Raw genomic sequence first — 25,139 nt, 5'->3', positions numbered from 1 at the left:
TCATGCAACGTCCTAACATCATCTTCATCGTGGCCGACGATCTCGGTTATGCCGACTTGGGCTGCTATGGCGGGCGCGGCTTTGATGGCACTGGCAAACAATCCATCTCGCCGAATTTAGACGCGCTCGCTGCGAGCGGCTTGAGATTCACGCAGGGCTACAGCAATTCCCCTGTTTGCTCGCCCACGCGCTTTGCGCTCATGACGGCGCGCTGGCAATATCGCTTGCGCGGCGCGCTGGATGAGCCGCTCAAAACTGTCAAAGGCAGCGTCACCCTCGGCCTGCCGCCTGAGCTGCCCACGCTCCCCAGTATGCTGCGCGATGCAGGCTATAGCACGGCTTTGATCGGCAAATGGCATCTGGGCTACCCACCGCATTTCAGCCCTTTGAAGAGCGGCTACGAAGAATTCTTTGGCCCGATGAGCGGTGGTGTGGATTACTTCACCCACTGTGCCACCAATGGCAGCCATGATTTGTATTTCGGCGAAGAAGAAAAACACGAAGAAGGCTATTTGACGGATTTGCTTTCAAATCGCGCGGTGGATTACGTGCAGCGCATGAGCAAAGATGGCAAGCCGTTTTTCTTAAGCCTGCACTACACCGCACCGCATTGGCCTTGGGAAACGCGCGATGATGCACACATCGCTCCCGACATCGCCAAAAATCTCTTTCATTTAAGCGGAGGCAATATCCACAGCTACCGCAAGATGATCCATCACATGGACGAAGGTATCGGCCAACTCGTTCAAGCGCTAAGAGCAAACGGCCAACTCGACAACACGCTCATCGTCTTCACCAGCGACAACGGCGGTGAGCGCTTCTCAGACAACTGGCCACTGGTGGGCGGCAAGATGGATTTGACCGAAGGCGGCATTCGCGTGCCCTACATCGCGCATTGGCCTGCAGGTATCCAACCGGGCGGTGTGAGCCAGCAGCATTGCCTCACGATGGATTGGAGCGCGACGATGCTTGAAGCTGGTGGCGCACAACCCAAGCAGGCTTTGGATGGTGTGTCACTCCTAACCGTTTTGCATGGCGGTCCTGAATTCGAGCGCCCTTTGTATTGGCGCATGAATCACCGCAGCCAGCGCGCTTACCGCAGCGGAGATTGGAAATACTTGAAAGTGGATGAGAACGAATACCTCTTCAACATCCCCGCCGATGAACGCGAGCGCGCCAACCACGCAAGCCGTGAACCGCAGCGCCTCGCTCAAATGCGCGCGCAATGGGAAACCTGGGCAGCGAGCATGCTTGAAATTCCAGAAGATGCAACAGTGAGTCTAGGCTTCGGCATCAAAGATATGCCTTCGCGGTGATTTTTCAGCAATTCAGCCTGATCAGCCATCAACCTCAGAGCGAACGGGTCGAGTTTCTCAGACGCCCGGATAATCAAGCAATTTAGGCAGTTTGCCGGCGCGGAATATGCGCAAGATGCTATCGAATTTATAGTATCTCACTTGACAAATATCGAGACTGTTGGGCGATAATCACGCTATGCGTAAATTTTGGCTTCTCTTTTCTCAAGCAGTGACCGTCTTGCTGGCGGCTTATTTCGTGGTGGCCACACTCAAACCGGATTGGCTCGGGCGCGCACCACGCATCGGTTTTGGTAGCGCGCCTACCAATGGCGTCGTCCCCGTTATCCAAGCCCCTGCAGCAAACCCCAGCGTGGTTCCCGCAGGCAGCTACCGCGCTGCTGCGCAAAAAGCATCCGCCGCCGTGGTGAGCATCGCCACTGCAACTTCTGCCAAAGCCAATCCGCGCTCCAGTGACCCGTGGTTTCGCTTCTTCTTTGGCGATCAGCCCCAGCAACAGCAAAGCGGCTTGGGCTCAGGCGTGATTGTCAGCCCCAGCGGCTTTATCTTGACGAACAACCACGTGGTTGAAGGCGCAGACGAAATCGAAGTCACGCTCAACGATGCGCGTAAAGCCAAGGCCAAAATCATCGGCACGGATCCCGAAACAGATTTGGCCTTGCTCAAAATTGATTTAGACAATCTCCCCGTCATCGTGCTCGGCAGCTCAGACAGCATGCAGGTGGGCGACCAAGTGCTGGCCATCGGCAACCCCTTCGGCCTTGGCCAAACCGTCTCAGCTGGCATCGTGAGCGCGCTTGGCCGCAATCAGCTCGGTATCAACACCTTCGAAAATTTCATCCAAACTGACGCTGCGATTAACCCCGGCAACTCCGGCGGTGCATTGGTTGATGTGAACGGCAACCTGCTCGGCATCAACACCGCCATCTACAGCCGCTCCGGCGGCAGCATGGGCATTGGCTTCGCCATCCCCGTGTCAACTGCTCGCATGGTGATGGATGGTTTGGTGAAAGACGGCCAAGTGACACGCGGCTGGATCGGTGTCGAGCCGCAAGAGCTCACTTCCGAACTGGCAGAAACCTTCAATCTGAAATCTGCAGGTGGCTCGCTGCAAGGCGTGATCATCACAGGCGTGCTGCAAAACGGGCCGGCCGCTAAAGCTGGCATTCAGCCCGGTGATGTGATCACGCAAGTGGCAGGCGTCTCGGTGGCAAATGTGCCTGGCTTACTAGCCAACGTCGCCGCTCTCAAACCTGGCAGCACTGCCAAATTCAGTGTGCGACGCGCGGATAAAAGCTTGGAGTTGGATGTGACGCCAGCACCGCGTCCTAAGCGCCCCGTGCAGCAGCAGCGCTAAACCTAAGCCATCAATTCAATCTGCTGCCAGCCTTGCCAGCGCTGATTCGCAGACAAGTGCACAGGCTGCTCAATACACGCGGCCTCCACGCATAACATCTGCCGCCAGCCCTGCGCTGGCATATCTTTGAGCTGGGCGCACAAGCTTTGTCCAGGATTCCACACCACGGTATCGGGCAAGCTCTCGCTGTGCGTGATGCGTCGAACACGTGCGCCATCTTGCAGCCTCAACTCGCGCGGCGCGTTGGCATACACGCGATCTGTCTCTGTGCCGAATCTCAATGCGGCCGTATCCTTGCTGCGCGCCAATGGCTGATGAGGATCTTTCACTGCGTCCCAATATGCGCAGCCTTCCAAGCCATTCAGCGACGTATCATGAATATCGTTCACATGAAAATAGGTGTGCAGCGCCAAAGCAAACGAGAAAACCTCTTGCCCAGAGTTCACCACATCAAAGCTCACGCGCAGGCTGTTTTGCTCTAGCCGCACATCCAGCCCCGCGCGAAATGCATGCGGCCAGATGGCCAGCGTGGCCTCATTGCTGGCCAGCTCCATGCGCACGCTCTGCTCATCCTGAGACACCAGCGCCCAAGGCATATTGCGCGCAAAGCCATGCTTAGGCAAAGGCTTCGTGCCCAACACCCGCATATTGAACTGCGGAAAACACAAAGGCACCCCACCCCGAATCGCCGCCTGCCCATCCATCACAGCACGCGGACTCACATAAAGCTGCTCTTGCCCATCTGCGGTTTGCCAAGATTGGACTTGGCTTCCGTGTTCGGTGATGGTGGCGTTGCCTGTTTGGGATTGGAGTTTGATTTGAGGGAGCATGATGTGAGTTTCTTAAAGCAATTGGTTAACTACCTTATGCAGCCCATCGTCAACTGATTGGGTTTGGTATCGGCCCTAAAAGATACGGCCGGCTTGAGGTTGATGCCCGTCGATCTGAAAGCCCTCAAGATGGCAAGAATGCATCTGCGCAACTGTAGCAATCGACAACGCCTCACCGAATAAATAGTCTGGATGAAACACGGCTTGTCGTTTCAATAAAACTGCGTAGAAAGTATTTGCGACGACTTCGCCCGGAAGCTGTGCGTCTCGAATCAATAGCTCGGTCTTGAATCCAATCTCAGAGAACACCCAAGCCATATTCTCTGCTGTCGTTTGATCCAAAGAATTGACTGTCCAAGTGAATTCATACAGACCCAAACGGACAATCGAGTTTTTACCGCTGGTGTCTGGCCATCGAGAAATAGTTTCATCAACCAAGCCGCGAATCTGATCGATTTCCTCTTTTGAAAGAGGCTGAATTTTTAGCTCAAATCCATCTGCCATCGCATCAAGCGCCGAGCTCGTCCGCCCTCACCTGCGCCGCCGCAAAATCCAAATCCCCCGAATAAATCGCTCGGCCGCAGATCACGCCTTCTATGCCTTCGTGCTCAACCGCGCAGAGCTTTTCGATGTCTTGCATGTTGGAGAGGCCCCCTGATGCGATGACGGGGATGCTGCTGGCGTTGGCGAGTTTTACTGTGGCCTCGATGTTGATGCCTGAGAGCATGCCATCTCGGCCGATGTCGGTGTAGATGATGGAATTCACGCCGTAGTCTTCGTATTTTTTGGCGAGATCGGCCACATCATGGCCGGTGAGTTTGCTCCAGCCGTCTGTGGCGACTTTGCCGTCTTTGGCGTCGAGGCCGACGATGATGCGGCCGCCGAAGGCTGTGCAGGCGTCTTGCAAGAAGCCGGGGCTTTTGATTGCGGCTGTGCCGATGATGACGTATTCCAAGCCCGCGTCGATGTAGCGCTCAATCGTGTCGAGATCGCGGATGCCGCCGCCGAGCTGCACGGGGATGGGGTCGTTGCCTGCATCGGTGTGGGCTTGGATGGCTTTCAATATGCCTTTGACGGCAGCTAGGTTTTGCGGTTTGCCGGCGAATGCACCGTTCAGGTCAACGAGATGCAAGCGGCGTGCGCCAGCATCGATCCAGCGCTGCGCCATTTCTACGGGATCACCGAATACAGTAGATTGGTCCATATCGCCTTGCTTGAGGCGCACGGCTTGGCCGTCTTTGAGGTCAATGGCGGGGATGAGAATCATGATTGGAGTGCCCTTCGACTAAAGCTCAGGGCGAACGGGTGAAATTCAGGGATTCCAGTGGAGGAAATTGCGATAAAGCTGGAGGCCTTGGGCTGCACTTTTTTCTGGGTGAAATTGTGTGGCGAAAATATTATCGCGTGCGAGGGCGGCTGTAAAGCGGTTGCCATACTCGGTTTCACCTGCGCTGTGTGCAGCAATCGACGGTTTGGCGTAAAAGCTGTGAACGAAATAGAACCAACTTTCGTCGGGCACGCCTGCGTAGATCGGGTGCGGCTGGGTTTGAAACACGCGATTCCAGCCCATTTGCGGGACTTTGTAGCGGCTGCCATCGGGCTGTAAACGGCCTTGGAGCTCGAATTTATGCACCGCACCTTTGAAGAGGCCTAAACCGGGTGTGTTTTGCTCATCGGAATAGTCGAGCAGCATTTGCATGCCGACGCAGACGCCAAACATCGGTTTATTCGCCGCAGCTTCGAGCACGGCTTCTTGCAAGCCAGAATCTTTGAGGCATGCCATGCAATCTCGCATCGCGCCTTGGCCGGGGAGCACGATGCGCTGCGCTGCGCGCACTTCTTCGGGGCGCTGCGTGATGACGACTTGAAATGCCGTGCCTTGCGCGGAGGCTTTCACCGCATTGGCGACGGAGCGCAGATTGCCCATGCCGTAATCAACAACGGCGACGGTGGATTTCAAGGAATCAGACATACTATTGATTTAATAGCACTCCGCGCAGATTCTATGCCGGCGAACTGCCTAAAAGGCTTTAAAAATAGCTTACAAACTGCCCTTGGTCGAAGGGATCACCCCCGCGCTGCGCGGATCGAGCGTGAGTGCGGCGCGCACGGCGCGTGCGAAGGCTTTGAAGATCGTCTCGCACTGGTGATGCGCGTTGTCGCCCTTGAGGTTGTCGATGTGCAGCGTGCATTGCGCATGGTTCACAAAGCCTTGGAAGAATTCATACATGAGCTGCGTGTCAAACCCGCCGACCATGCCGCTCTTGAAATCCACATGCATATGCAAACCGGGGCGGCCAGAGAAATCCACCACGACACGACTCAGGGCTTCGTCTAAAGGCACATAAGCATGCCCATAGCGCCAAATGCCCGCCTTATCGCCCACAGCCTGCGCCACCGCTTGACCGAGCGTGATACCCACGTCTTCCACCGTGTGATGGCCATCAATATGCAGATCACCATTTGCTTTGATCGACAGATCAATCAAACCGTGACGCGCGATCTGATCGAGCATGTGGTCAAAAAAACCAATGCCAGTGTGCAGATCGGCCTTGCCTGTGCCATCCAGATTCAAAGCGACGGTGATCTGGGTTTCTTTGGTGTTGCGGGTGACTTCGGATTTGCGTTGCATGGGTGTATTGTCGCAGAGGCTGCGGCTTAGATTCCGCGCAGGGCAGAGAGCATTTGGGTGTTCTCATCGGGTGTGCCGACGGTGAGACGGATACAGTTCTTGAGCAGCGGGTGCATTTTGGAGATGTTTTTGACCAAGATGTCTTGGCTTTTGAGATGTGCGAAGGCCGCATCGGCGTCTGGTGTGCGCACCGTGATCATGTTGGCATCTGATGGGTAAGCCTTGAGCTTAGGCATTTGCCCAATCGCTCCTAAAAGATGAGCACGTTGCGCACATATTTGCTGGGCTTGGAGGCTAAAAGCATCTGAATTTTCGAGTGCAAAAAGGGCACATTCAGCGTTCAACACGCTGATGTTGTAGGGCGGGCGGAGTTTGTCGATTTCATGGATCAGCGCTTGCGGCCCCGTCATGTAGCCCAGGCGCACGCCTGCGAGGCCGAATTTGCTCAGTGTTCGCATGAGGAGCACATTGGCATTTGCAGCAGGCGCGGCTTTGATCTCATCCATCCAGCTTTTACTGCTGAAAGGCTGATACGCCTCATCCATCACGACCATGCCGCCATACGCGGCGCAGGCGGCAATGATTTGCTTGATCACGCCAGCATCCCACAAGTTGGCTGTAGGATTATTCGGGTATGCCAAGTAAGTGATCACTGGCTTTTCTTTGGCAATTGCAGCTAGCATCGCAGCCCCATCCAGCTCAAAATCCGCTGTCAAATCCACGCCAATGAACTGTAAGCCTTGCAGCTGCGCGCTCATGGCATACATCACGAAGCCGGGCAGCGGGGCGAGGATTTTGGCGTTTGGAATATCGCAAGCCATCGCCAACAAAGAAATCAATTCATCCGAGCCATTGCCCAGCATGAGGCCATAGTCAGCAGGCACCTGCGCATACGCACGCAAAGCAGTTTTCAGATCATCAATCCGCGTGCCGGGATAGCGATTGATTGCCACCTTGCCCAGCCGCTCGCCCAACTGACCTTGCAGCGCAGCAGGCAAAGTAAACGGATTCTCCATCGCATCCAGCTTGATGAAGCCCTTGCTGTCTTGCACGGCATAAGCGTGCATGGATTGCACATCTTGGCGAATAAATTTTAGAGGGGAAATCATGGCGTTTGAAAGAAAGATTCAGGAGAGTGCAAAAACGGATTCACGATGCGCACGGAGCCAATCAGCTGGCCGTCTTGCATATCTTCAGAGAGCAAATAAGCACAGCCCTGCTGCTGAGCAGAAGCCAAGATCAAGCAATCCCAGTAGTTGAAGCCATAGTTCGCCTCGATGCCCCAAGCCGTCTCGACAGTTTGATGATCCAACACCCAAGGCTTCCAAGCCTGATAGCGCCGCACTTTCGCTCGCGCATCACCTTGAGAAATACCTTCCAGCTTTCGCTTCGCCACCACATAAAACTCATTGAGCGTTTGCGTGCTCAGTCGCCCTTTGTGGTTTTGCCAAAGCCAATCCAGCCACTGCTTGGCCGCGCTTTGCTTGTGCGCATCCGCGCGATCCTCGGCGTAAATCAACACATTGGTATCAACGAATACGGGCAAGGCGCTCGGCATAAATTTCGTCTCGTTTTGGGTAGCCTGTGCCATCGCTTGTGTAGCTGCGCTGGTCTGATTTCCATTCTTGATAAGCGCGCTCATAGGCATCGTCGTGGCGCATCTTTTCCGCCAAGATTTCGCCCAGCATGCGAGATAAGCTCACATTCTGCTTAGCCGCCTCCACACGAGCCCAATCGGCCACGTGATCTTCCATAGTGATGGTGACGTTTTTCATGGCCAGAATATTAACACGGAATTCGTGCAACACTAAAATAGTGTTAATTCAATGCTCATTTCTTCATCAATTTTTATGCCGTTTTAAGCACTTCACCGGCATAGAATGTGCGCGAAGTGCTACTGTTTTTATAGTGAACCTATTCACCAAAGAGCCAACCTCATGAGCCTCCTACCCACCCTATTCGCCCAAAAGACTTGGGCCAACAACGAGCTCTACAACCAGCTCGCCACCGTCACAGCGCCAGAGCATGCAGATGCGCTGCACGCCGCCATCCGCATGCTCAACCACATCTACGTCGTTGACCGTATCTTCCGTGCCCACCTGCTCGGCCAAGCCCACAGCTACAAAGCCACCAACACCGATGAAACACCCGAGCTAGGCGAGCTGCAATTCGCCGTGGCCGAAACAGACGCTTGGTACGAGCAATACAGCACATCCATTACGCCCGAACAACTCAAAGAAAACATCGCTTTCAAATTCACAGACGGCGACGCAGGCCGCATGACCCGCGAAGAAATGCTCGCACACATCATCACCCACGGCGCTTACCACCGAGGCAACGTCGGCCAAATCCTCAAATCCATTTCAGTCGCAGCTCCGCGAGATTTGCTGACGAAGTTTTTGCATGTGAGAGAGCCAGGGAGACGTGCGGCGTAGTACCTCAACAGTTAAACAGTCGCTGTAGAGTGAATCACCACGCACTAAGCAAATGAGCTGGGTCATACTTTCTTGTGAATCGAACTCCGTTGAAAGTATGCGTACAGCAAGCGCATTGAGGCGCAAGGCTTTCAGCACTTATTTTCGAGTTCACTAACTGCAGCAAGCCCTCTTCGTCAACATAGAGCCCGCTGTAATAACTTGCCTCGCCGAGACGCACATATTCTTTTTTTTCTTCTGCACGGATCGCTACCAGCCAGAAAATCGGCTCTTCACTATCCAGTCTGGATATTGCCTCAGAATGAACGGCACTCCAGCTCTGTCCGATTTTTGATAAGAGAAATTTGAAGAGTGGTGTGTAATCTAAACCGCGCTGCTTTTTGCCATGCATCACTGAACGTTTAGATTCCATCAGTGTTGAAGTATTTGCTCGTCTCGAATCACTGAAATCCTTACTGTGCAGGTGAAATACACCTCTGGCAGTTGTGTTGACTTTGCGATAAAGCGGTTTCTTATCCATAGCGATACTCGTTGGCAAAATTTCTCAGCAATATAGAACCATACTTGCGTTATTGCGACAAGCTTTTAAGGTGCAAAAAATGCACGGCATTAAGTTTATGAGTGCCAACGAAAAAACCGCTCTTCCAGAAGGAACAGCGGCTTTACTTTTCAGTGAGCTTTCGCGCACCGGAGGTTTAGCTCAGATCAAGGCTTGCGAGGCGCTTTGCTGGCGAAGCTTTTGCCTGCTGGCTTGAAGCCGGATTTGGCGAAGGGCTTGGGGGCGGATTTGAAACCGTCTTTGAAGCCACCTTTGAAATCGCCGGCTGGTTTGCTGAAGCTTTTGCCTTCTTTAGCGCCGAATTTGTCGCCGCTAAAACCGTTGCCGCCGCCTGCACCGAAGCTTGGGGCGCGGGGCTTGAAGCCATTGCCTGCGAAACCATTGCCGCCACGGTCACCACGGTCGTTGCCTTGGAAGCCACCGCTGTTGCGTTCACCGCCGCCGAAGCTGCCTGCAGACTTACCTGCGAAACCGCCACCGAAGCTGCCTTCGCGGCCGCGATTGTCGTCGCCACGTGGGGCGAAGTTGCGTTGCTCGCCACGGTCATTGCCTTGGAAACCACCGCCGAAGCCACGGTTGTCGGAGCGACCACCGAAACCACGATCGTTGCCGCCACCAAAACCACCGGAGCGTGCGCCGAAGCCCTCACCACCACGATCCGCGCCGCGATCTCCGCCGAAGCTGCGTTGTTCGCCACGGTCGCCACCAAAACCGCCAGAGCGGCCACCGAAACCACCGCCGCCTGATTTGCCAGCGAAGCCGCGATCTCCACCACGGTCGTTGAAACCGCCACGACGGTCACCGCCGAAGCCGCCGCCGTTGGAGCGCCCAGCGAAACCGCCACCACTATTGCCGAATTTGCCAAACGGCTTCTTCTCGCGCACGCGCTCGGTCGGCTCGAGGCCGGGGATCACGTCGGGGCGGAATTGCTGGCGTGTGTAGTCTTCAATATCGCGGATACGGAAACGATCACGCGGCTCGGCGAATGTGACGGCCATGCCGTCGCGGCCTGCGCGGCCTGTGCGGCCAATGCGGTGCGTGTAATCCTCGGCCTTCATGGGCAGGCCGTAGTTGAAAACGTGGGAGATGGAGGGCACGTCAATGCCGCGTGCGGCAACGTCTGTCGCCACGAGGAATTGAATGTGACCATCGCGCAGCGCTTTGAGGCGTTTGTTGCGCAGGTGTTGGCTCAGAGCGCCGTGCAATGCTGCGGCATCAAAGCCGGCATCGGCCAGATCTTGCGCGAGCGCGTCGCACTCGATTTGCGTGCTGGCAAACACGATGGCTTGCACGATGCTCGTCTCGCGCATCCAATGGTCAAGCAGCTTGCGCTTGTGCACCAAGTTGTCGGCCCAGAAAAGTTTCTGGGTGATGTTGGCATGCTTTTCTTGCGGGCTGTCGATGGTGATGCGCTGCGCGGCTTTGCCGTTGTCGCGCATCACACGGGTGGCGAGCTGCTGAATGCGCGCAGCGAATGTGGCGCTGAACATCATAGTCTGCTCGCGCTTTTCGGTGAGCTGGTGAATCGCGGCGAGATCATCAGAGAAGCCGAGATCGAGCATGCGATCTGCCTCATCGAGCACGAGGCATTTCACGCCTTCGCATTTGATCTGGCCATTGCGCTGCAGATCGAGCAGGCGGCCAGGCGTGGCGACCACGAGATCAGCGTTTTGCAATTTGGCGATTTGAATTTGATACGGCAGGCCGCCGATCACGTTGGCCACGCGCACGCCTGTCATGTGGCGAGCGAGTTCGATGGCATCGTTGGCAACCTGCTGAGCCAGCTCGCGGGTCGGGCAGAGCACGAGCGCCTTGGGCGTGGCGGCTTTGAAATTGCGTGGGTCAATCGGGTTTTTGCGCTTGGCCTTCTTGGGAGGGGCTTCGCCTTTGGCAGCAGCTTCTTCAAGCACTTTGGCCCAAGCCAAGCTTTCTTCGCGCTCACGATTGCGCTGCTCGCTCTCCAAGCGGTGCAAGATAGGCAGCAAGAAGGCGGCTGTTTTGCCGGAGCCGGTTTGGCTGGAAACCATCAAATCGTTGATGTTGTTTTCGCCTTCGCTGGTGGCAACGGTCATGGCCAAAGGCACAACACGCGCTTGCACGGCGGTGGGCTGGGTGTAGCCGAGGTCTGCAATCGCCTTAACGATGGAAGGAGCGAGGCCGAGCTCTTCGAAGGGGTTGGGGCCGGCAGGCACAACAATGGCCTCTTCAGCCAAGTCTTCGTTTGCTATTACTTCAATAGCAATTGGGGCAGATTCCATGCCGGCAACATCGTTGTTTTCAGCGGAAACAGATTTAAATTCTTCAGTAAAGTCGTTCATGCGAGCGTTCTCCGCGCAAAGCTGTAGCTCTGGCGCGGAGTCCATAAATGTCTGAAGGGTCGGGGGTATTGACCACTTTCGGACGGATTGATATCACATCAACCATCCAACAAGTGTCACGCGGATCAGATACTGCAATGAGCTCTGGCGCGGTGGCTAATTAAACGACAGTGTTAATGCGTTTTAATTGCCCAAGGTGTTTGGCGATGCACAAAATTCGGATCAGGGAAAACCCGAAAGACGGATTATGGCATGGATTGGGCGAGCTTGGCAAGTAACAGCTCTGGCAACTTAGAGGGATCGGTCAAATGCAGAGTACCCCAACCTTCTTTTTGAGCAGCCGCAATGTTGGCGGGGTGATCGTCGATGAAGAGGATTTGTTGGCCAGTTTGTTGATTTCTTAGGCCATACATCGCTTCGAGCTTGTGGAAGATTTCAGGCTGCGGTTTGACAAGGCCATGATCGCCAGACCAGATACCGCCATCGAAGCAGCGCATGAAGGCATGGCGCTCTAGGCCGCGCGCGTAGAGGACAGGCATGTTGGAGAGGAAATAAAACTTGTGCACTTTTGTGGCGTACAAACTCTGCAACACCTGCACAGATGATGGAATCGGTGTGATATGGTCTTCAATGTCGTACACCATCTGCTGCACAGCTTCTAAACCGAGTTTCAAACGCTTTGCTGTGAGTTGAGAAACTTCTTCGGGGCTCAAGCGGCCTGCGTCGAACTCTTGCCAGTCAAAATGCGCGAATAAATCATTAGCGAGCCGCGCTGCTGTTTCGGGCGAATGCGCGAAGCCAGGGAAATGCTTGCGTACCACTTCTTGCGGTCGCCAGTTCACGAGTACGGCGCCGAAATCGAAAACGATGTTCATTTCAATTTTGTGATCAAAGCTGCAGTAGATGCATCAACACTTAGCACATTGCCCGAGTGCAAACGCGCCTCCACATCTTTGGCTAAGACTTTGCCCAGCTCGACACCGAATTGATCGAAGCTGTTGATGCCCCAGATCGCGCCGCTGACGAAGACGCGGTGTTCGTACAAAGCGATGAGTGCTCCGAGAGATGCTGGCGTGAGTTCGTCGAGCACGAAGAAAGAGCTCGGGCGATTGCCAGGGAAATGGCGGTGACCATCTTCACTCACTTTGCCTTGCAAGAAGGCTTGAGATTGCGCGATGGCATTGGCCAGCAACTTGGTGTGATGATCTAGCATGCTATGCGCAGCGCGCTTCACGGCGATGAATTCGAGCGGGATGACTTCTGTGCCTTGGTGCAGCATTTGGAAGAAGGCATGCTGGCCGTTCGTGCCGGGCTCGCCCCAGACGACGGGGCTGGTGTGAAAAGGCAGCGCTTGGCCGCCCTTGTCTACTCGCTTGCCATTGCTCTCCATTTCGAGCTGCTGCAAATATGCGGGGAAGCGGCGCAGCGCGGAATGGTAAGGCGCGACACAGCGGCTGGTGAAACCGTGGAAATTGCGATACCAAACATCGAGCAGGCCAAGGCGTACGGGGAGATTTTTCTCTAAGGGCGCGGTGGCGAAATGAGCGTCCATCTCGGCTGCGCCGTTGAGGAATTGGCGGAAGTTATCTGCACCAATCGCTATCGCCAGCGGCAGCCCAATGGCTGACCACAGGCTGTAGCGCCCGCCAACCCAATCCCAAAAGCCGAAGGTGGTGGTGATGCCGAATTCGTTAGCGGCTTTCACATTCGTGGTGAGCGCCGCGAAGTGGCGTGCAGTATCCGTGCCGCCCTGCGCCGTGAACCACGCTTTGGCAGATTGCGCATTCGTCATCGTCTCAATCGTGGTGAAGGTTTTGGAGGCGATGAGGAAGAGTGTGTTTTTGGCTTTGAGCGTTTTGAGCGTGGCGGCGAGCTCGTGGCCATCAATATTCGATACGAAATGGAAACGCTTCTTCGGAGTGACGAATTCATCCAGCGCAATCGTGGCCATCGCAGGGCCGAGATCAGAGCCGCCAATGCCGATGTTGACGACATCGGTGATCTCATCGTCTGCGCGAATCGTTTCTGCATAGGTCAGCATCGCAGAAAGCACTGAATGTACGTCTTGCAGTTTGTCTGCATTTACTCCTGAATTAATAGCACTTTGCGCAGATCCTACGCCGGCGATATGCAGTTTTTGCCTTAAAAGTGTGTGTAAAACTGCTCTGCCTTCCGTGCTGTTGATTGCTTCACCGGTGAGCATCGCATCGCGCTGCGCTTCCAGCCCGCACTCGCGCGCGAGTTGCATGAGGAGCGCTTCGGTCGCTGCATCTATTCGGTTTTTAGACAAGTCAGCAAAGATATGTGGCGCAGTTTGGCTCAGCGTACTCACTCTTTCCGCATCTAGCGCGAATGCAATGCGTGCGTCGAAGCTTTTGCCTTGCGCATTGAAATGCTCGCCAAGCTTCTTCCATGCGGTAGTTTGATCGCAACGCGTCATCTCAAGCCGCCTTGATCAAAGCTTCAAGCTTGATCGCATCGGCGGCAAAAGCCCGAATGCCTTCGGAGAGTTTCTCCGTACCCATGGCGTCTTCATTCAATGCAAATCGGAATGCAGCTTCGTTGTAGCTCATGGCAGGCGCTTCCAATTTCATAGCTGCTTGCGCAGATAATACGCCGGCCAGTGGCTCATTTGATGCTGATAATTGCTGTAAAAGCTCTGGGCTGATGGTGAGTAAATCACAGCCTGCCAGCGCAGTGATCTGGCCGACATTGCGGAAGCTTGCACCCATCACTTCGGTTTTGATACCGTTCTTTTTGTAGTAGTTGTAGATGCGAGTGACGGATTTCACGCCGGGGTCGTTGTCTAACGCGTTATCAGCTTCCACCCAAGCTGCGCCAGCAGATTTTTTGTACCAATCGTAAATCCGGCCGACGAATGGGCTGATGAGTTGCACCTTGGCTTCACCGCAAGCCACGGCTTGGCAGAAAGCGAAAAGCAAGGTGAGATTGCAATGAATGCCTTCTTTTTCTAACTCACCCGCAGCTTGAATGCCTTCCCAAGTGGAGGCCAGCTTGATCAAGATGCGCTCTTGCGGAATGCCTGCCGCAGCAGCCATGGCGATGATGCGCTTAGCGCGTTTCACGTTGGCGGCTTGATCAAACGAGAGCCGAGCATCCACTTCCATCGACACGCGCCCTGGAATGATGCTGACGATCTCTTGGCCGAAGCGCACAACGAGGCGATCAATCAGCTCATCCATCGGCGCATTCGGGTGCGCTGCTTTGACTTGTGCAATGAGTGGCGCGTATTCTGGCTTTTGCACGGCCTTCAAGATGAGCGACGGATTGGTCGTGGCGTCTTGCGGCTGAAATTGCGCGAGCTGCTTGAAATCGCCGGTATCGGCGACGACAGTGGTGAATTGTTTGAGAGCCGTTAATTGATTGGTGGGTTGGTTCATATCGCCATTATCCAACTTGAAAGTGGCAAATCAGTTACGACACGGCAACAACTGACACGCCGTGCGAACTCAGCGAAAGCGACACATCTGCCCCCACGGTGAGCACATTCACCAAATCTGGCGACACCACAAAGATCGAGCCGAGCTCGCTCTCAAAGGTGTATTCATAAAAGCTGCCCAAATACGCGCTCTTAGCGAGCTTGGCCGCCATGCCCGAGCCGGGCGGATTGATCTGCCAAGCCTCAGGGCGCACAGCCACTTTCACCTTGCCCGCAGCCACAGGCTTCTTCGGCGTGAGCTGCAAAGGCCCGAGCTTGACTTGCCCTGTAGCCAGCGATTCAGCGGGGAACAGCATCGCCTCGCCCATGAAGCCTGCAACGAATTCAGAGGCTGGGAACTCATACAAATCCTGGGGTGTTCCGCGCTGAGCGATGATGCCGTGATCCATCACAATGATCTGATCGCTCACTGCCAACGCCTCGCTTTGATCATGCGTGACGTATGCCACGGTCAGCCCCAAGCGCTGCTGCAGGCCGCGAATTTCTTCGCGCATTTCTCGGCGCAGTCGAGCATCGAGGTTTGATAGTGGCTCATCAAATAGCAGCACCGCAGGCTCAAGCACCAGCGCTCGCGCTAGCGCCACGCGCTGCTGTTGGCCACCCGAGAGCTCGCTGGGCAAGCGCTCGTTGTAGCCCACCAAGCCGACGTTTTTCAAAGCATCGGTGGCGCGTTGAAGCGCCTGCGCTTTGGGAACATTACTCATCTTCAAGCCATACATCACGTTTTCAATCACGTCCATATGCGGGAAGAGCGCATAACTTTGAAACATCATGCTCACATTGCGCTGCGCGGGGCCGAGCGTGGTCACGTCTTGGCCATCCATGATGATTTGGCCGCTAGTGGGAGATTCCAAGCCAGCGATCATGCGCAGCGTGGTCGTCTTGCCGCAACCGGAGGGGCCAAGAATGGTAGTGAGCGAGCCTTTTTTGATTTCGAATGTGATGCCTTTGACGGCCAGAGGCGCGGAGGCATCCGAGCCGTATCGCTTGGTGATGTTTTTAAATTCAACGCCGTGGTTCATGGTGTTTCCTTGTTTTTCAAATATTGTTGTTAGTTCAATGTGCTGCCTAATGTGCAGATATGGGCGCAGCCGCGCCCTTGCGCCGCCCTAGCTTGCGCTCGCCCACGAGGAATTGGATGAGTGCCGTGGCGCAGCTCATCAAAATGATCAACACCGTGCAATACGCCAGTGCGATGCCGTAATCACCATTGCCCACGCGGCCAATGATGTAGGTGGTGGCCAGCTCGTTTTCAGCAGTCACCAAGAAGATCACCGCACTCACTGTGGTGATCGCGCGCACAAAGCTATACACCAGCGCGGCCACCAAAGCCGGTTTGAGCAGCGGCAACACCACATGGCGCAGCGTTTGCACGGAGCTGGCGCGCAGCATCATGGAAGCTTCATCGAGCGATTTATCCAGCTGCTTGAATGCCGCTGTGCCCGCGCGCACGCCCACGGGCAAGTTGCGAAACATAAAGCAGAGCACGATCACCAGCGCTGTGCCAGTGAGCTCAATCGGCGGCACGTTAAACGCCAAGATGTAGCTCACGCCGAGCACCGTGCCAGGGATGGCGAAGGCGAGTAACGCGGAGAACTCGAAGGCGCTCTGGCCTTTGAATTCGGTGCGCGCGAGCAGATAGGCGATCATCAGGCCGACTGTTGCCGTGAGTGGCGCAGAAATCGCAGCGAGCTTCAAAGTCGTCCACAAGGAATTCCAAGCTGTGCCCGCCCACACGAGGCCGAATTCACCCATCTCTATGCCGAAAGCATTTTTAAAGTGAGAGAGCGTGAGCGTGTAATCACGCCCCCAGGTTTGCACAAAGCCGCCAGCGAAAGCAAACAAATACACGATCACGGTAAAGGCCATCCAAGGCAAGGCGGTGGCATACACAATGCGCTTCACGCTAGGCGGCAGTGGCATCGCAATGCCTGAATCACCTTTGCCGCTCACGGTGGTGAAGTTTTGTTTGCCGAGCAAGCTGCGTTGAATGGCGAACACGGCTAAAGCGAAGCCCGTCAAAATCCAAGCGAGTGATGCGGCGCGGCCTTGATCGTATTGCGCGCCGACGATAGCGAAAAAGATTTCAGTAGAGAGCACGCTGAATTGCCCGCCCACCACAATCGGGTTGCCGAAATCAGCCATGCTTTCAATGAAGCCCACCAAGAAAGCATTGGCCAAGCCGGGCTTGAGCAAAGGCAATGTCACCGTCATAAACGTGCGATGCGGATCAGCGCGAAGCGTTTGTGCCGCTTCTTCTAATGACGGTGCAATGCCCTGCACCACGCCGCGCATGATCATGAAGGCAATCGGCGTGAACGCAAAGGTCTGCGCCACCCACACGCCGAACCAGCCGTAGAACCAACGCGTGGGCTCAATGCCAAACGCCCATTCCAAGCCTTGATTCACCACACCTGCGCGGCCAAAGAGCAAGATCAAGCCGAGGCCCACCACGAAAGGAGGCGTGATGATCGGCAGCATGGCCAAAATATTCAGCGGCTTGGTATAGCGCTTGTTGGCGCGCTCAGCCATCAGTGCCATGAGCGTGCCGAGAATCGTCGTCGATGTCGCCGTCATGATGCCGAGGAAGAGCGTATTCCATGCCACACCGCAGCGCTGGCCGCCAACGAAGCAGCTGAGGCCAAAGTTACGCTCGCTTGCGATGCGCGCCCACATGGAGGTCGGCGCGAAACTGCTCGTTCCATCATCTGCTTGCGCGAAGAATGCGGCACTGAGCGCTTTGAGCACCGGAAACATGATGAAGAGCGCAAGTAGTGCTGCGCAGCCAAAAACGGCTGCCGCAATGAATAAATCGCCTTTGAAATAGCCGCGCCGCGCTGCACCGAATGCTGTGAGCACGACTAGCGCCACGAGCGCGATCACCGCGCCCCAACCGATACCAAACTGATTAGAAGCCAGCTCGCCAAAGCTCGCATTCATCCAAGCAAACGACCAGCCCTTTGCGCCGATGCTGAAAGCCGAGCCGAGAAGCCCGAGCAAACCAAATGTACCGCCCGCGATTAACACGGCGCCTTGTTTGCGTGTCGGCAGCATCACCGCTGCAATACCTGCAAGCAGCAAGCCACCTAAGCCAAGCCACAACCAAGGCCTACCATGCGTACTCGCTTGCATCAATCCATTGCCAGCTTCAGAGCTGCTGAAGACATTCGGGATTTGCAGCAAACCATTGCTGTCTTGAATCGCATACCAAGGCAAGGCGAGATAGGCCAGTAAGCCAATCACGAGCCAAGCCACAATGGCACGATTGGGGTGGGCGCTGGAGTCGGTGATGTTTTGATTCATAGTCTTGATGTCACGCGAAAACCTAGAACATTGCAATGAGCCGAAAAAAATGCGCTACGCACTGATGCGCAGCGCATGAGTCGCTAGCTCAAATCAACGCGGCAGCGAATTCACTTCTTTTTCCCACTTCGCAATCAAGCGGCGGCGCTCAGCAGAAGAGCCGTATTTCGCGTAGTCGTAATTAATGAATTTGATTTTCTTGAAATCAGGAATTCGCGCGTCATTCTTGGCTGATTTGTTTGATGGCACTTGGAATTGCTTGGCAGCCACGGCCATTTCTTGCGCGCCAGGCGTCAAAGCCCATTCGTAGAATTTCTTTGCCGCTTCCAAATTGCGTGTGCCCTTGATGATGCTCATCGAGCCGATTTCAGCGCCCGTGCCATCGCTAGGTGTCACGGTCTCAATAGGAAAGCCAGCCATTTTCTCGCCCACGCCATCGTGCACGAAGCTAATCGATACCGCCGTCTCGCCGCGCGCTGCAGATTTGATCGGCCCCGTACCCGAGCGGGTGTATTGGCTGATATTTTTATGCAGCGCTTTCATGTAGTCAAAGGCTTTGTCTTCGCCCATGAGTTGCACGAGCGTGGCTACCATGGTGTAGGCCGTGCCGCTGGAGCCGGGGTTGGCCACCTGAATATCGCCTTTGTATTCAGGCTTCACCAAATCTGCCCAAGCTTTAGGCGCAGGTAGCTTTTTCTTAGCCAGCAATTCGGTGTTGTAGCCAAAGCCAAGCGGGCCAGAATAGATGCCCACGGTTTTAAATTTGGATTGCTCAGCTTGCTGCTGCGCCCAGCTATGCAACTGCCCCATAGCAGGCGATTTGTATTCCATCGTGAGATTCTGTTCAGCGGCCGCCAAATGCGGATCGCCTGTGCCGCCAAACCAAATATCTGTTTTTGGATTGTCTTTTTCCGCAATGATTTGCGCCAGCGCCTCTCCCGAGCCTTTCATCGTCACGTTCACTTTCGTACCCGTGGTCTTGGCATACACCGTGCTGATCATGTTGCACCACTCGGCCTGCACCGAACAAATGATGTTGATGGTTTGTGATTGAGCAGCGCCAGCAGCCACGGTCAAGAGCGACAGGGCAAATAGTTTTTTCATGAAATCTCCGATTTAAGAGGAATTTAATTACGGTGTACATGACTGTAATGAATTTGTCATAAAAATCACTACAGGGGAAGTACCTAGCAAGTGGCGCACTAAAGGCTTACTAAAACTAAGCAGAGCAAGATGGCTTGATTGTTTGCTTGAGTTACGAAATTGAGTTACATTATCGTAACTAAATAACATAACTCAATTCACTTGATCATGGCTTTCAATCTGGTTTTATTTGGCGGCACAGGCGACCTCGCATGGCGCAAACTGATGCCCGCGTTATTTCAGGCATTTCGTCATGGCACGCTGCCTGAGGGCGGGCGCATCATCGGTGTGGCGCGCGATGAAATGAGCGATGTGCAATACCGCGAGTTGATCCGCTCGCGCTTTGATCAAGTGGAGCTGGCCAAGCGGCCGTCCACGGAAGAGTTTGATCGCTTTGCCAGCCTCTTGCATTACCAGCGCATGGATTTGAGCAAGCCAGATGCTTACGCTACCTTGAAGGCGCGCTTGGATGAGCGTGCCGCAGAAACGACGGTGATGTATCTGGCCGTCTCGCCGCATCTCTTCACAGCCGTGGCTGAGCAGCTCGGCGCAGCAGGCCTGAACACACCAAGCACTCGCCTCGTGCTGGAAAAACCGCTGGGGCATGATCTGGCGAGCAACCGAGCGATCAACCAAACCGTGCTGAAGTTCTTCAGCGAAAAACAAGTCTTCCGCATTGATCACTACCTTGGCAAGCCAAGCGTGCAAAACCTCATGGCGCTGCGCTTTGCGAATGCGCTGTTTGAACCGGTGTGGCGGCGCGAGCATATTGCGAACATTCAGATCACGATTGCCGAAGACCTCGGTGTAGAAAAACGCGGCGGTTATTACGATGGCATTGGTGCGCTACGCGATATGGTGCAAAACCATGCGCTGCAATTGCTTTGCGCGATTGCGATGGAGCCACCGATCAATGCGCATGCCGATGCAATTCGCGATGAAAAACTCAAAGTGCTGCGCTCGCTCAAGCGCTGGACACCTGCAACACTCGCCAGCCACGTGGTGCGCGGCCAGTATGCAGAAGGCAATATCGGTGGGAATAAAGTGCCCGGTTATTTGCAAGAGACGGGCGTGAATACTGCGAGCCAAACGGAAACCTTTGTAGCTCTGCGCGCCGAGATCGCAAATTGGCGTTGGGCGGGTGTGCCTTTCTACATCCGCACTGGCAAGCGCATGGCGGGGCGCGAGGCGCATATCGTGGTGAATTTCCATGCCACTCCGCATGCGATTTTTCAAACGCCGAACGGCGGTGCAAACAAACTCGTGATTCATCTGCAGCCCAAAGACGGCTTGGAGTTGCATCTCATGGCGCAGGCGCAAGCGAATCGGCGCGATACCAATTCACTCAGCCTCACGCAGCTTGACTTGGATTTCGACAAGCGCTTCGGCACCGAGCGCGTTGGCGCGTATGAGCGCTTGCTGCTCGATGTGATTGATGGCCGCTTGAATCTCTTTGTGCGCAGCGATGAGCAAGAAGAAGCTTGGCGTTGGGTAGAGCCTGTGCTCACGCACTGGCAGCAAGATACCAACTTGCCACGTCAATACACCGCAGGCAGCTGGGGACCAAGTGCGGCCAGCGGCATGATTGCCAAAGATGGATTTTGTTGGGAAGAGGAAAGCTAATCATGAGCATGCTTGAACGCATCAAGGCATCACTGCCTTCCCTCGCACCCGCCGAGCAACGCGTAGGCAAACTCGTTTTACTCGACCCTCGTGCCTTTGCCAATCTACCAGTGAGCGAGCTCTCAGATCGCGCGCATGTGAGTAAGCCCACGGTCGTACGCTTTTGCCGAAGCATGGGTTATGACGGGCTCTCGGATTTCAAACTCAAGCTAGCGGGCTCTGTCAGCGAGGGTGTGCCCTTCATTCACCGCAGCGTGGATACGGATGACAAAGTATCCGATGTACTCGTCAAAGTGATCGACAACACGGTTGCAGCCTTTTTGAAATACCGCAACGATGCGAGCAGCTTTGCCTACGAGAAGGCCTCTGAAGCACTGGCAGAGACCTACAAGCAACGTAAACGCATCGAGTTTTATGGCGTAGGTAATTCAGGCATCGTGGCGCAAGACGCGCAGCATAAATTTTTCCGCCTTGGCGTGACGAGTATTGCTTATAGCGATGGCCATATGCAGGTGATGAGCGCCTCCACGGTGGGCCCAGGCGATTGCGTGGTGGTGATCAGCAATTCAGGCCGCACACGCGATTTGATGGATGCCTGTGATATTGCGCGCAAAAACGGTGCCACAACAATCGTGATCACAGCCAGCGGCTCACCACTGGCCTCGGCTGGCCACGTGCATTTGGCTGCTGATCACCCCGAGGGGTACGACCGCTACAGCCCTATGGTCTCGCGGCTGCTGCACTTGCTGATGGTGGATATTTTGGCGACCAGCGTGGCATTGCGGATTGGTAGTGCGAAGTTGCAGCCTGCTCTGAAAGAGATGAAGAACAATTTACGGAGTAAGCGTTACGCTTAATTTTTAAGCGTTTTTGGGAGATCACCGGCATAGAATATGCGCAAAATGCTATTGATACTATAGCAATTAGATGAGGTGCTCGGCGCTGCGACAATCTACGTATGAACACCTCGCAAAGAAACTGGTCTCATCAAGCCATTGAGAAAATCGAATCCGATTTTCAACGTAGCGCCGATACGCATTTGATCGCCCTGCCGCTGGCCCATTTCAACCAAGCTGGCATTGATTTTTACTTCAAGGACGAATCCACACACCCCACCGGCAGCTTGAAGCACCGCTTGGCACGCTCGCTTTTTCTCTACGCGCTGTGCAACGGCTGGCTGCATGAAGGCTCGACCGTGGTGGAAGCATCCAGCGGATCAACTGCGGTGAGCGAAGCGTATTTCGCGCGATTGCTTGGGCTTCCCTTCGTGGCCGTGATGCCTAAAAGCACTTCGCCCGAGAAGATCGCACTGATCGAGTTCTACGGCGGTCGCTGCCATTTTGTGGCGTCTGCTGGCGCTGTGTATGAAGCGGCGCAACAGATTGCCCAAGACAGCGGTGGGCATTACATGGATCAGTTCACCTATGCCGAGCGCGCCACCGATTGGCGCGGGAATAACAACATCGCGCAAAGCATGTTTGAGCAAATGGCACGGGAGCGGCATGCGGTGCCCAGCTGGGTGGTGGTGGGCGCAGGCACGGGTGGCACGAGTGCCACCATTGGCCGCTTTTTGCGCTACAGGCAATTTCCCACGCAGCTTTGCGTAGCCGATCCTGAAGGCTCGGTGTTTGCGAGCTATCACGCCACTGGCGACACGCAGCTCACAGGTGCTGGCTCGCGCATTGAGGGCATTGGCCGCCCACGCGTGGAGCCCAGCTTTATTCGCGGCTTGATTGATCAGATGCAAATCGTCAGTAATGCCGAATCCATCGCGGCGATGCGAATGCTCTCTGGCCTGCTCGGACGGCGCGTGGGGCCATCGACGGGAACGAATTTCGTAGCGATGCTCGGACTTGCCGCACAGATGAAATTCACAGGGCAAACAGGTTCAATCTTGTCGCTGATTTGTGACGCCGGCGAACGCTACTTGCCCACGTATCACAACGAAGCTTGGGTGAAAGATTGCATGGGCGATTGCGCAGAGGCACAGCGAAGGCTAAGCGCCTTGCTGGCGTGAGAAAATTACGATCATGACACGCCCTTTTTACATTTCCCCCTCCATTCTCTCTGCCGATTTCGCTCGATTGGGCGATGAAGTGAAAAACGTCCTGGCCGCTGGCGCAGATTGGGTGCATTTCGATGTGATGGACAACCATTACGTACCCAACCTCACCTTCGGCCCGATGATCTGCCAGGCCATTAAGCCGTATGCGGTGAAGCCCGATGGCAGCAAAGCCATCATGGATGTGCATTTGATGGTTGAGCCTGTGGATGCACTGGCAGCTGCATTTGCTGATGCGGGCGCGGACTACATCAGCTTTCACCCTGATGCTTCACGCCATGTGCATCGCAGCATTCAAGTGATCAAAGGCAAAGGCTGCAAAGCAGGCTTGGTGTTCAATCCCGCAGAAGAGCTTGATGTGCTCGATTGGGTGATTGAAGATATTGATCTCATCCTGATCATGAGCGTGAACCCTGGCTTTGGTGGGCAATCCTTTATTGATAGCGCTCTGCGCAAGATTGAAGCCGTTCGCAAACGCATTGAAGCTTCAGGTAAAGATATTCGCTTGGAAGTCGATGGTGGTATCAAGCCAGACAATATTCGCCGCATCGCCGATGCGGGCGCAGATGCTTTCGTCGCAGGCAGCGCGATTTTCGGCAAGCCGGATTACAAGGCCGTGATCGACAGCATGCGCGCTGCATTGAAATAAATGCTGAAAAACATTCAAGCCGTGATCGTCGATCTCGATGGCACGATGGTGGATACGCTGGGCGATTTTGAAGTCGCGCTCAATCGCATGCTGGCGGATGTATCGCTTCCTCCAGTGGATCGCGCTTTCATCGAGGCAACCGTCGGCAAAGGCAGCGAGCATTTGATTCGCAGCACCCTGGATTATGTGCAAAAACAGCAGTTAGCCCACATAGAATCTGCGCAAAGCGCTATTAAATCAGTAGCATACCAAACTGCTTGGGCGAGTTATCAATCGCACTACTTAGCCTGCAATGGCGAAGCGAGCGCGGTTTATCCAGGTGTCTTGGCAGGCTTGCAGACGCTTCGCAACAGAGGTTTGAAGTTGGCATGCTTGACCAACAAGCCGCTGGCCTTTGCCAAGCCTTTGCTCAAAACAAAAGGCTTGGATGGTTTTTTCAGCCATATCTTTGGCGGTGATTCTTTCGAGAAGAAAAAACCCGATCCACTGCCGCTGATCAAGACTTGCGAGGTACTGGGTGCCGCACCACAGCACACATTGATGATCGGCGACAGCAGCAATGATGCACAAGCTGCGCATGCTGCCCATTGCCCTGTGGTCCTCATGACCTATGGCTACAACCATGGGCATGACATCCGCGCTACGCCTGCAGTAGCGCATCTGAGCTCACTGCAAGACATCGACGCTTTGCTCGGTTAAAGACACAAAAAAGCCCGCATCAGGCGGGCTTTTTTGATCAGCGCAGACCCATCAATTCACATTGGTGTTCGCGGTACTCTGCTCCCCGAGCAAGGCTTTACGCAGGGGCTCATCTGCTGGTTTTTTGCCAAACCAAATTTGCATCAGGGCTTGTCCAAATTCTGGCTCTTTGATCGGCTCACCTTGCTGCTTGCCGCGGAAATTGATCAATGAGCCCGTTCCCGGAATGACATCAATCAAGATGACATCGCCTTTTCCAAATTGCTTGGCCTCAGCGAAGAGATTGCCCATCCGAATCACGCCATTGATGATCTTTGAGAAATCTTCTTTAGACATGTTCTCCTCGATCGCACGCGTAAAGAGTTTGCCGAATTCATCACCCTTCACATCGCGTTGCGCCACCAAATGCATGCGCTTTACGATGTTAGGTTTGAGTACATCTTCATTCTTGGTGAGCTTGGTCGGCGTGTAGAGCGCGGCGGTGTAGACGCGAAAGCCAAAACGAAAGCGCATGCCATAGCCATTAAGCAGCAGCTTTTGCCCGCCAACCGTTACTTCGTTAGGGTAAGTCACATCGCCCAGCTTCGATTGCGCCCAAGACAAAGCAGGCATCAGGCTGGCGCCAAGAGAAGCGAGCGCTGTGCCCAAAAACTTCGGCCGAGATAAATTCATCGCTGCTCCTAAATGCTAAAAATAAAACGACCGTTTGAAATATTTCTAAAAGTATCTACAAAAACCGCTATTGCCTCAACA

25 protein-coding genes are annotated in these 25,139 nt (G+C 54.7%); 8 read left to right on the top strand and 17 right to left on the bottom strand.

Features of this window, described 5'->3' with window-relative positions; all coding sequences use genetic code 11:
* Nucleotides 1-2: 2 nt before the first annotated feature.
* Nucleotides 3-1,316 carry a sulfatase family protein gene (locus tag KIH26_RS01305; protein WP_213441688.1) on the top strand — a complete coding sequence of 438 codons (1,314 nt, stop codon included), beginning with the start codon at nt 3-5 and terminating at the stop codon, nt 1,314-1,316.
* Between the two features lie 178 nt (nt 1,317-1,494).
* Entirely contained in the window at nt 1,495-2,673 is a 1,179-nt protein-coding gene (locus KIH26_RS01300; RefSeq protein WP_213441686.1) for a trypsin-like peptidase domain-containing protein, read from the top strand.
* A 2-nt stretch (nt 2,674-2,675) separates the two neighbouring features.
* Here the strand turns inward: KIH26_RS01300 and KIH26_RS01295 are convergent, their stop codons facing one another.
* From KIH26_RS01295 to KIH26_RS01260, 8 genes are all read right to left on the bottom strand, one after another.
* Nucleotides 2,676-3,503, bottom strand: coding sequence for a D-hexose-6-phosphate mutarotase (locus tag KIH26_RS01295; protein WP_213441684.1), 828 nt, complete (start codon nt 3,501-3,503; stop codon nt 2,676-2,678).
* A gap of 75 nt (nt 3,504-3,578) precedes the next feature.
* The gene (locus KIH26_RS01290; RefSeq protein ID WP_213441682.1) at nt 3,579-4,007 is read right to left on the bottom strand and encodes a hypothetical protein; all 429 of its coding nucleotides are present in this window, start codon (nt 4,005-4,007) and stop codon (nt 3,579-3,581) included.
* A 4-nt stretch (nt 4,008-4,011) separates the two neighbouring features.
* A complete protein-coding gene (hisA, locus tag KIH26_RS01285) occupies nt 4,012-4,770 on the bottom strand; it encodes a 1-(5-phosphoribosyl)-5-[(5-phosphoribosylamino)methylideneamino]imidazole-4-carboxamide isomerase (protein ID WP_213441680.1) in 759 nt (252 codons plus the stop codon).
* Between the two features lie 45 nt (nt 4,771-4,815).
* Entirely contained in the window at nt 4,816-5,475 is a 660-nt protein-coding gene (gene hisH / locus KIH26_RS01280) for an imidazole glycerol phosphate synthase subunit HisH (RefSeq protein ID WP_213441678.1), read from the bottom strand.
* Nucleotides 5,476-5,544: 69 nt separating this feature from the next.
* Nucleotides 5,545-6,135, bottom strand: coding sequence for an imidazoleglycerol-phosphate dehydratase HisB (gene hisB / locus KIH26_RS01275; RefSeq protein ID WP_213441676.1), 591 nt, complete (start codon nt 6,133-6,135; stop codon nt 5,545-5,547).
* Between the two features lie 26 nt (nt 6,136-6,161).
* Complete coding sequence (gene hisC / locus KIH26_RS01270) at nt 6,162-7,244, bottom strand: histidinol-phosphate transaminase (RefSeq protein WP_213441674.1); 1,083 nt, start codon at nt 7,242-7,244, stop codon at nt 6,162-6,164.
* Nucleotides 7,241-7,693, bottom strand: a complete 453-nt coding sequence (locus KIH26_RS01265) for a PIN domain-containing protein (protein WP_213441672.1) — start codon at nt 7,691-7,693, stop codon at nt 7,241-7,243. The genes hisC and KIH26_RS01265 overlap by 4 nt, the downstream gene beginning before the upstream one ends.
* Nucleotides 7,665-7,910 carry a CopG family transcriptional regulator gene (locus tag KIH26_RS01260; RefSeq protein WP_213441670.1) on the bottom strand — a complete coding sequence of 82 codons (246 nt, stop codon included), beginning with the start codon at nt 7,908-7,910 and terminating at the stop codon, nt 7,665-7,667. The genes KIH26_RS01265 and KIH26_RS01260 overlap by 29 nt, the downstream gene beginning before the upstream one ends.
* Nucleotides 7,911-8,072: 162 nt before the next feature.
* On the opposite strand from KIH26_RS01260, the gene KIH26_RS01255 reads away from it, so the two are divergent.
* A complete protein-coding gene (locus KIH26_RS01255) occupies nt 8,073-8,570 on the top strand; it encodes a DinB family protein (RefSeq protein ID WP_213441668.1) in 498 nt (165 codons plus the stop codon).
* A gap of 34 nt (nt 8,571-8,604) precedes the next feature.
* Here KIH26_RS01255 and KIH26_RS01250 read toward each other — a convergent pair whose 3' ends face one another.
* The 8 genes from KIH26_RS01250 to KIH26_RS01215 all read right to left on the bottom strand — a co-directional run bounded on the left by KIH26_RS01250 (nt 8,605) and on the right by KIH26_RS01215 (nt 19,314).
* Nucleotides 8,605-9,090 (bottom strand): hypothetical protein, encoded by a 486-nt coding sequence (locus KIH26_RS01250; RefSeq protein WP_249660904.1) that lies wholly within the window; start codon nt 9,088-9,090, stop codon nt 8,605-8,607.
* A 185-nt stretch (nt 9,091-9,275) separates the two neighbouring features.
* Nucleotides 9,276-11,447, bottom strand: a complete 2,172-nt coding sequence (locus tag KIH26_RS01245) for a DEAD/DEAH box helicase (protein ID WP_213441666.1) — start codon at nt 11,445-11,447, stop codon at nt 9,276-9,278.
* A gap of 245 nt (nt 11,448-11,692) precedes the next feature.
* Nucleotides 11,693-12,322 carry an HAD-IA family hydrolase gene (locus KIH26_RS01240; protein WP_213441664.1) on the bottom strand — a complete coding sequence of 210 codons (630 nt, stop codon included), beginning with the start codon at nt 12,320-12,322 and terminating at the stop codon, nt 11,693-11,695.
* Complete coding sequence (pgi, locus tag KIH26_RS01235; RefSeq protein ID WP_213441662.1) at nt 12,319-13,887, bottom strand: glucose-6-phosphate isomerase; 1,569 nt, start codon at nt 13,885-13,887, stop codon at nt 12,319-12,321. Before pgi ends, KIH26_RS01240 begins: the two co-directional genes overlap by 4 nt.
* A 1-nt stretch (nt 13,888) precedes the next feature.
* Nucleotides 13,889-14,848, bottom strand: coding sequence for a transaldolase (gene tal, locus KIH26_RS01230; protein ID WP_213441661.1), 960 nt, complete (start codon nt 14,846-14,848; stop codon nt 13,889-13,891).
* Between the two features lie 34 nt (nt 14,849-14,882).
* Nucleotides 14,883-15,929, bottom strand: a complete 1,047-nt coding sequence (locus tag KIH26_RS01225; protein WP_213441659.1) for an ABC transporter ATP-binding protein — start codon at nt 15,927-15,929, stop codon at nt 14,883-14,885.
* Between the two features lie 46 nt (nt 15,930-15,975).
* Nucleotides 15,976-18,210, bottom strand: a complete 2,235-nt coding sequence (locus KIH26_RS01220; protein WP_213441657.1) for an ABC transporter permease — start codon at nt 18,208-18,210, stop codon at nt 15,976-15,978.
* A gap of 93 nt (nt 18,211-18,303) precedes the next feature.
* Entirely contained in the window at nt 18,304-19,314 is a 1,011-nt protein-coding gene (locus KIH26_RS01215; RefSeq protein WP_213441655.1) for an ABC transporter substrate-binding protein, read from the bottom strand.
* A gap of 207 nt (nt 19,315-19,521) precedes the next feature.
* On the opposite strand from KIH26_RS01215, the gene zwf reads away from it, so the two are divergent.
* The 5 genes from zwf to gph all read left to right on the top strand — a co-directional run bounded on the left by zwf (nt 19,522) and on the right by gph (nt 24,386).
* Nucleotides 19,522-20,976, top strand: coding sequence for a glucose-6-phosphate dehydrogenase (gene zwf, locus KIH26_RS01210; RefSeq protein WP_213441653.1), 1,455 nt, complete (start codon nt 19,522-19,524; stop codon nt 20,974-20,976).
* 8 nt (nt 20,977-20,984) lie between these two features.
* On the top strand, nt 20,985-21,833 hold the full coding sequence (locus KIH26_RS01205; RefSeq protein WP_213444583.1) for a MurR/RpiR family transcriptional regulator: 849 nt from the start codon (nt 20,985-20,987) through the stop codon (nt 21,831-21,833).
* 101 nt (nt 21,834-21,934) lie between these two features.
* The gene (locus tag KIH26_RS01200) at nt 21,935-22,993 is read left to right on the top strand and encodes a PLP-dependent cysteine synthase family protein (protein ID WP_213441651.1); all 1,059 of its coding nucleotides are present in this window, start codon (nt 21,935-21,937) and stop codon (nt 22,991-22,993) included.
* 13 nt (nt 22,994-23,006) lie between these two features.
* Nucleotides 23,007-23,687: a ribulose-phosphate 3-epimerase gene (gene rpe / locus KIH26_RS01195; RefSeq protein WP_213441649.1), complete on the top strand. Its 681-nt coding sequence runs from the start codon at nt 23,007-23,009 to the stop codon at nt 23,685-23,687.
* Complete coding sequence (gph, locus tag KIH26_RS01190) at nt 23,688-24,386, top strand: phosphoglycolate phosphatase (protein ID WP_213441647.1); 699 nt, start codon at nt 23,688-23,690, stop codon at nt 24,384-24,386.
* Nucleotides 24,387-24,437: 51 nt separating this feature from the next.
* On the opposite strand, the gene KIH26_RS01185 is transcribed toward gph, so the two are convergent.
* Entirely contained in the window at nt 24,438-25,058 is a 621-nt protein-coding gene (locus KIH26_RS01185; RefSeq protein ID WP_213441645.1) for a chalcone isomerase family protein, read from the bottom strand.
* Nucleotides 25,059-25,139 lie beyond the last annotated feature (81 nt).

Source organism: Variovorax sp. PCZ-1 (assembly GCF_018413605.1).
GTDB lineage: Bacteria > Pseudomonadota > Gammaproteobacteria > Burkholderiales > Burkholderiaceae_C > JANMDU01.
Note: the sequence above shows the minus strand (reverse complement) of the source record. Positions and strands in the feature narration are given on the sequence as shown.

Coding starts and splice junctions, on each gene's coding strand:
- gph (WP_213441647.1), top strand. CDS start 23,688: ATGCTGAAAAACATTCAAGCCGTGATCGTCGATCTCGATGGCACGATG.
- pgi (WP_213441662.1), bottom strand. CDS start 13,887: ATGACGCGTTGCGATCAAACTACCGCATGGAAGAAGCTTGGCGAGCAT.
- KIH26_RS01305 (WP_213441688.1), top strand. CDS start 3: ATGCAACGTCCTAACATCATCTTCATCGTGGCCGACGATCTCGGTTAT.
- KIH26_RS01245 (WP_213441666.1), bottom strand. CDS start 11,447: ATGAACGACTTTACTGAAGAATTTAAATCTGTTTCCGCTGAAAACAAC.
- KIH26_RS01255 (WP_213441668.1), top strand. CDS start 8,073: ATGAGCCTCCTACCCACCCTATTCGCCCAAAAGACTTGGGCCAACAAC.
- KIH26_RS01240 (WP_213441664.1), bottom strand. CDS start 12,322: ATGAACATCGTTTTCGATTTCGGCGCCGTACTCGTGAACTGGCGACCG.
- KIH26_RS01260 (WP_213441670.1), bottom strand. CDS start 7,910: ATGAAAAACGTCACCATCACTATGGAAGATCACGTGGCCGATTGGGCT.
- KIH26_RS01205 (WP_213444583.1), top strand. CDS start 20,985: ATGCTTGAACGCATCAAGGCATCACTGCCTTCCCTCGCACCCGCCGAG.
- hisA (WP_213441680.1), bottom strand. CDS start 4,770: ATGATTCTCATCCCCGCCATTGACCTCAAAGACGGCCAAGCCGTGCGC.
- KIH26_RS01250 (WP_249660904.1), bottom strand. CDS start 9,090: ATGGATAAGAAACCGCTTTATCGCAAAGTCAACACAACTGCCAGAGGT.
- hisC (WP_213441674.1), bottom strand. CDS start 7,244: ATGATTTCCCCTCTAAAATTTATTCGCCAAGATGTGCAATCCATGCAC.
- zwf (WP_213441653.1), top strand. CDS start 19,522: ATGGCTTTCAATCTGGTTTTATTTGGCGGCACAGGCGACCTCGCATGG.
- KIH26_RS01215 (WP_213441655.1), bottom strand. CDS start 19,314: ATGAAAAAACTATTTGCCCTGTCGCTCTTGACCGTGGCTGCTGGCGCT.
- KIH26_RS01300 (WP_213441686.1), top strand. CDS start 1,495: ATGCGTAAATTTTGGCTTCTCTTTTCTCAAGCAGTGACCGTCTTGCTG.
- KIH26_RS01295 (WP_213441684.1), bottom strand. CDS start 3,503: ATGCTCCCTCAAATCAAACTCCAATCCCAAACAGGCAACGCCACCATC.
- tal (WP_213441661.1), bottom strand. CDS start 14,848: ATGAACCAACCCACCAATCAATTAACGGCTCTCAAACAATTCACCACT.
- KIH26_RS01225 (WP_213441659.1), bottom strand. CDS start 15,929: ATGAACCACGGCGTTGAATTTAAAAACATCACCAAGCGATACGGCTCG.
- KIH26_RS01265 (WP_213441672.1), bottom strand. CDS start 7,693: ATGCCGAGCGCCTTGCCCGTATTCGTTGATACCAATGTGTTGATTTAC.
- KIH26_RS01200 (WP_213441651.1), top strand. CDS start 21,935: ATGAACACCTCGCAAAGAAACTGGTCTCATCAAGCCATTGAGAAAATC.
- KIH26_RS01290 (WP_213441682.1), bottom strand. CDS start 4,007: ATGGCAGATGGATTTGAGCTAAAAATTCAGCCTCTTTCAAAAGAGGAA.
- hisH (WP_213441678.1), bottom strand. CDS start 5,475: ATGTCTGATTCCTTGAAATCCACCGTCGCCGTTGTTGATTACGGCATG.
- KIH26_RS01220 (WP_213441657.1), bottom strand. CDS start 18,210: ATGAATCAAAACATCACCGACTCCAGCGCCCACCCCAATCGTGCCATT.
- rpe (WP_213441649.1), top strand. CDS start 23,007: ATGACACGCCCTTTTTACATTTCCCCCTCCATTCTCTCTGCCGATTTC.
- KIH26_RS01185 (WP_213441645.1), bottom strand. CDS start 25,058: ATGAATTTATCTCGGCCGAAGTTTTTGGGCACAGCGCTCGCTTCTCTT.
- hisB (WP_213441676.1), bottom strand. CDS start 6,135: ATGCAACGCAAATCCGAAGTCACCCGCAACACCAAAGAAACCCAGATC.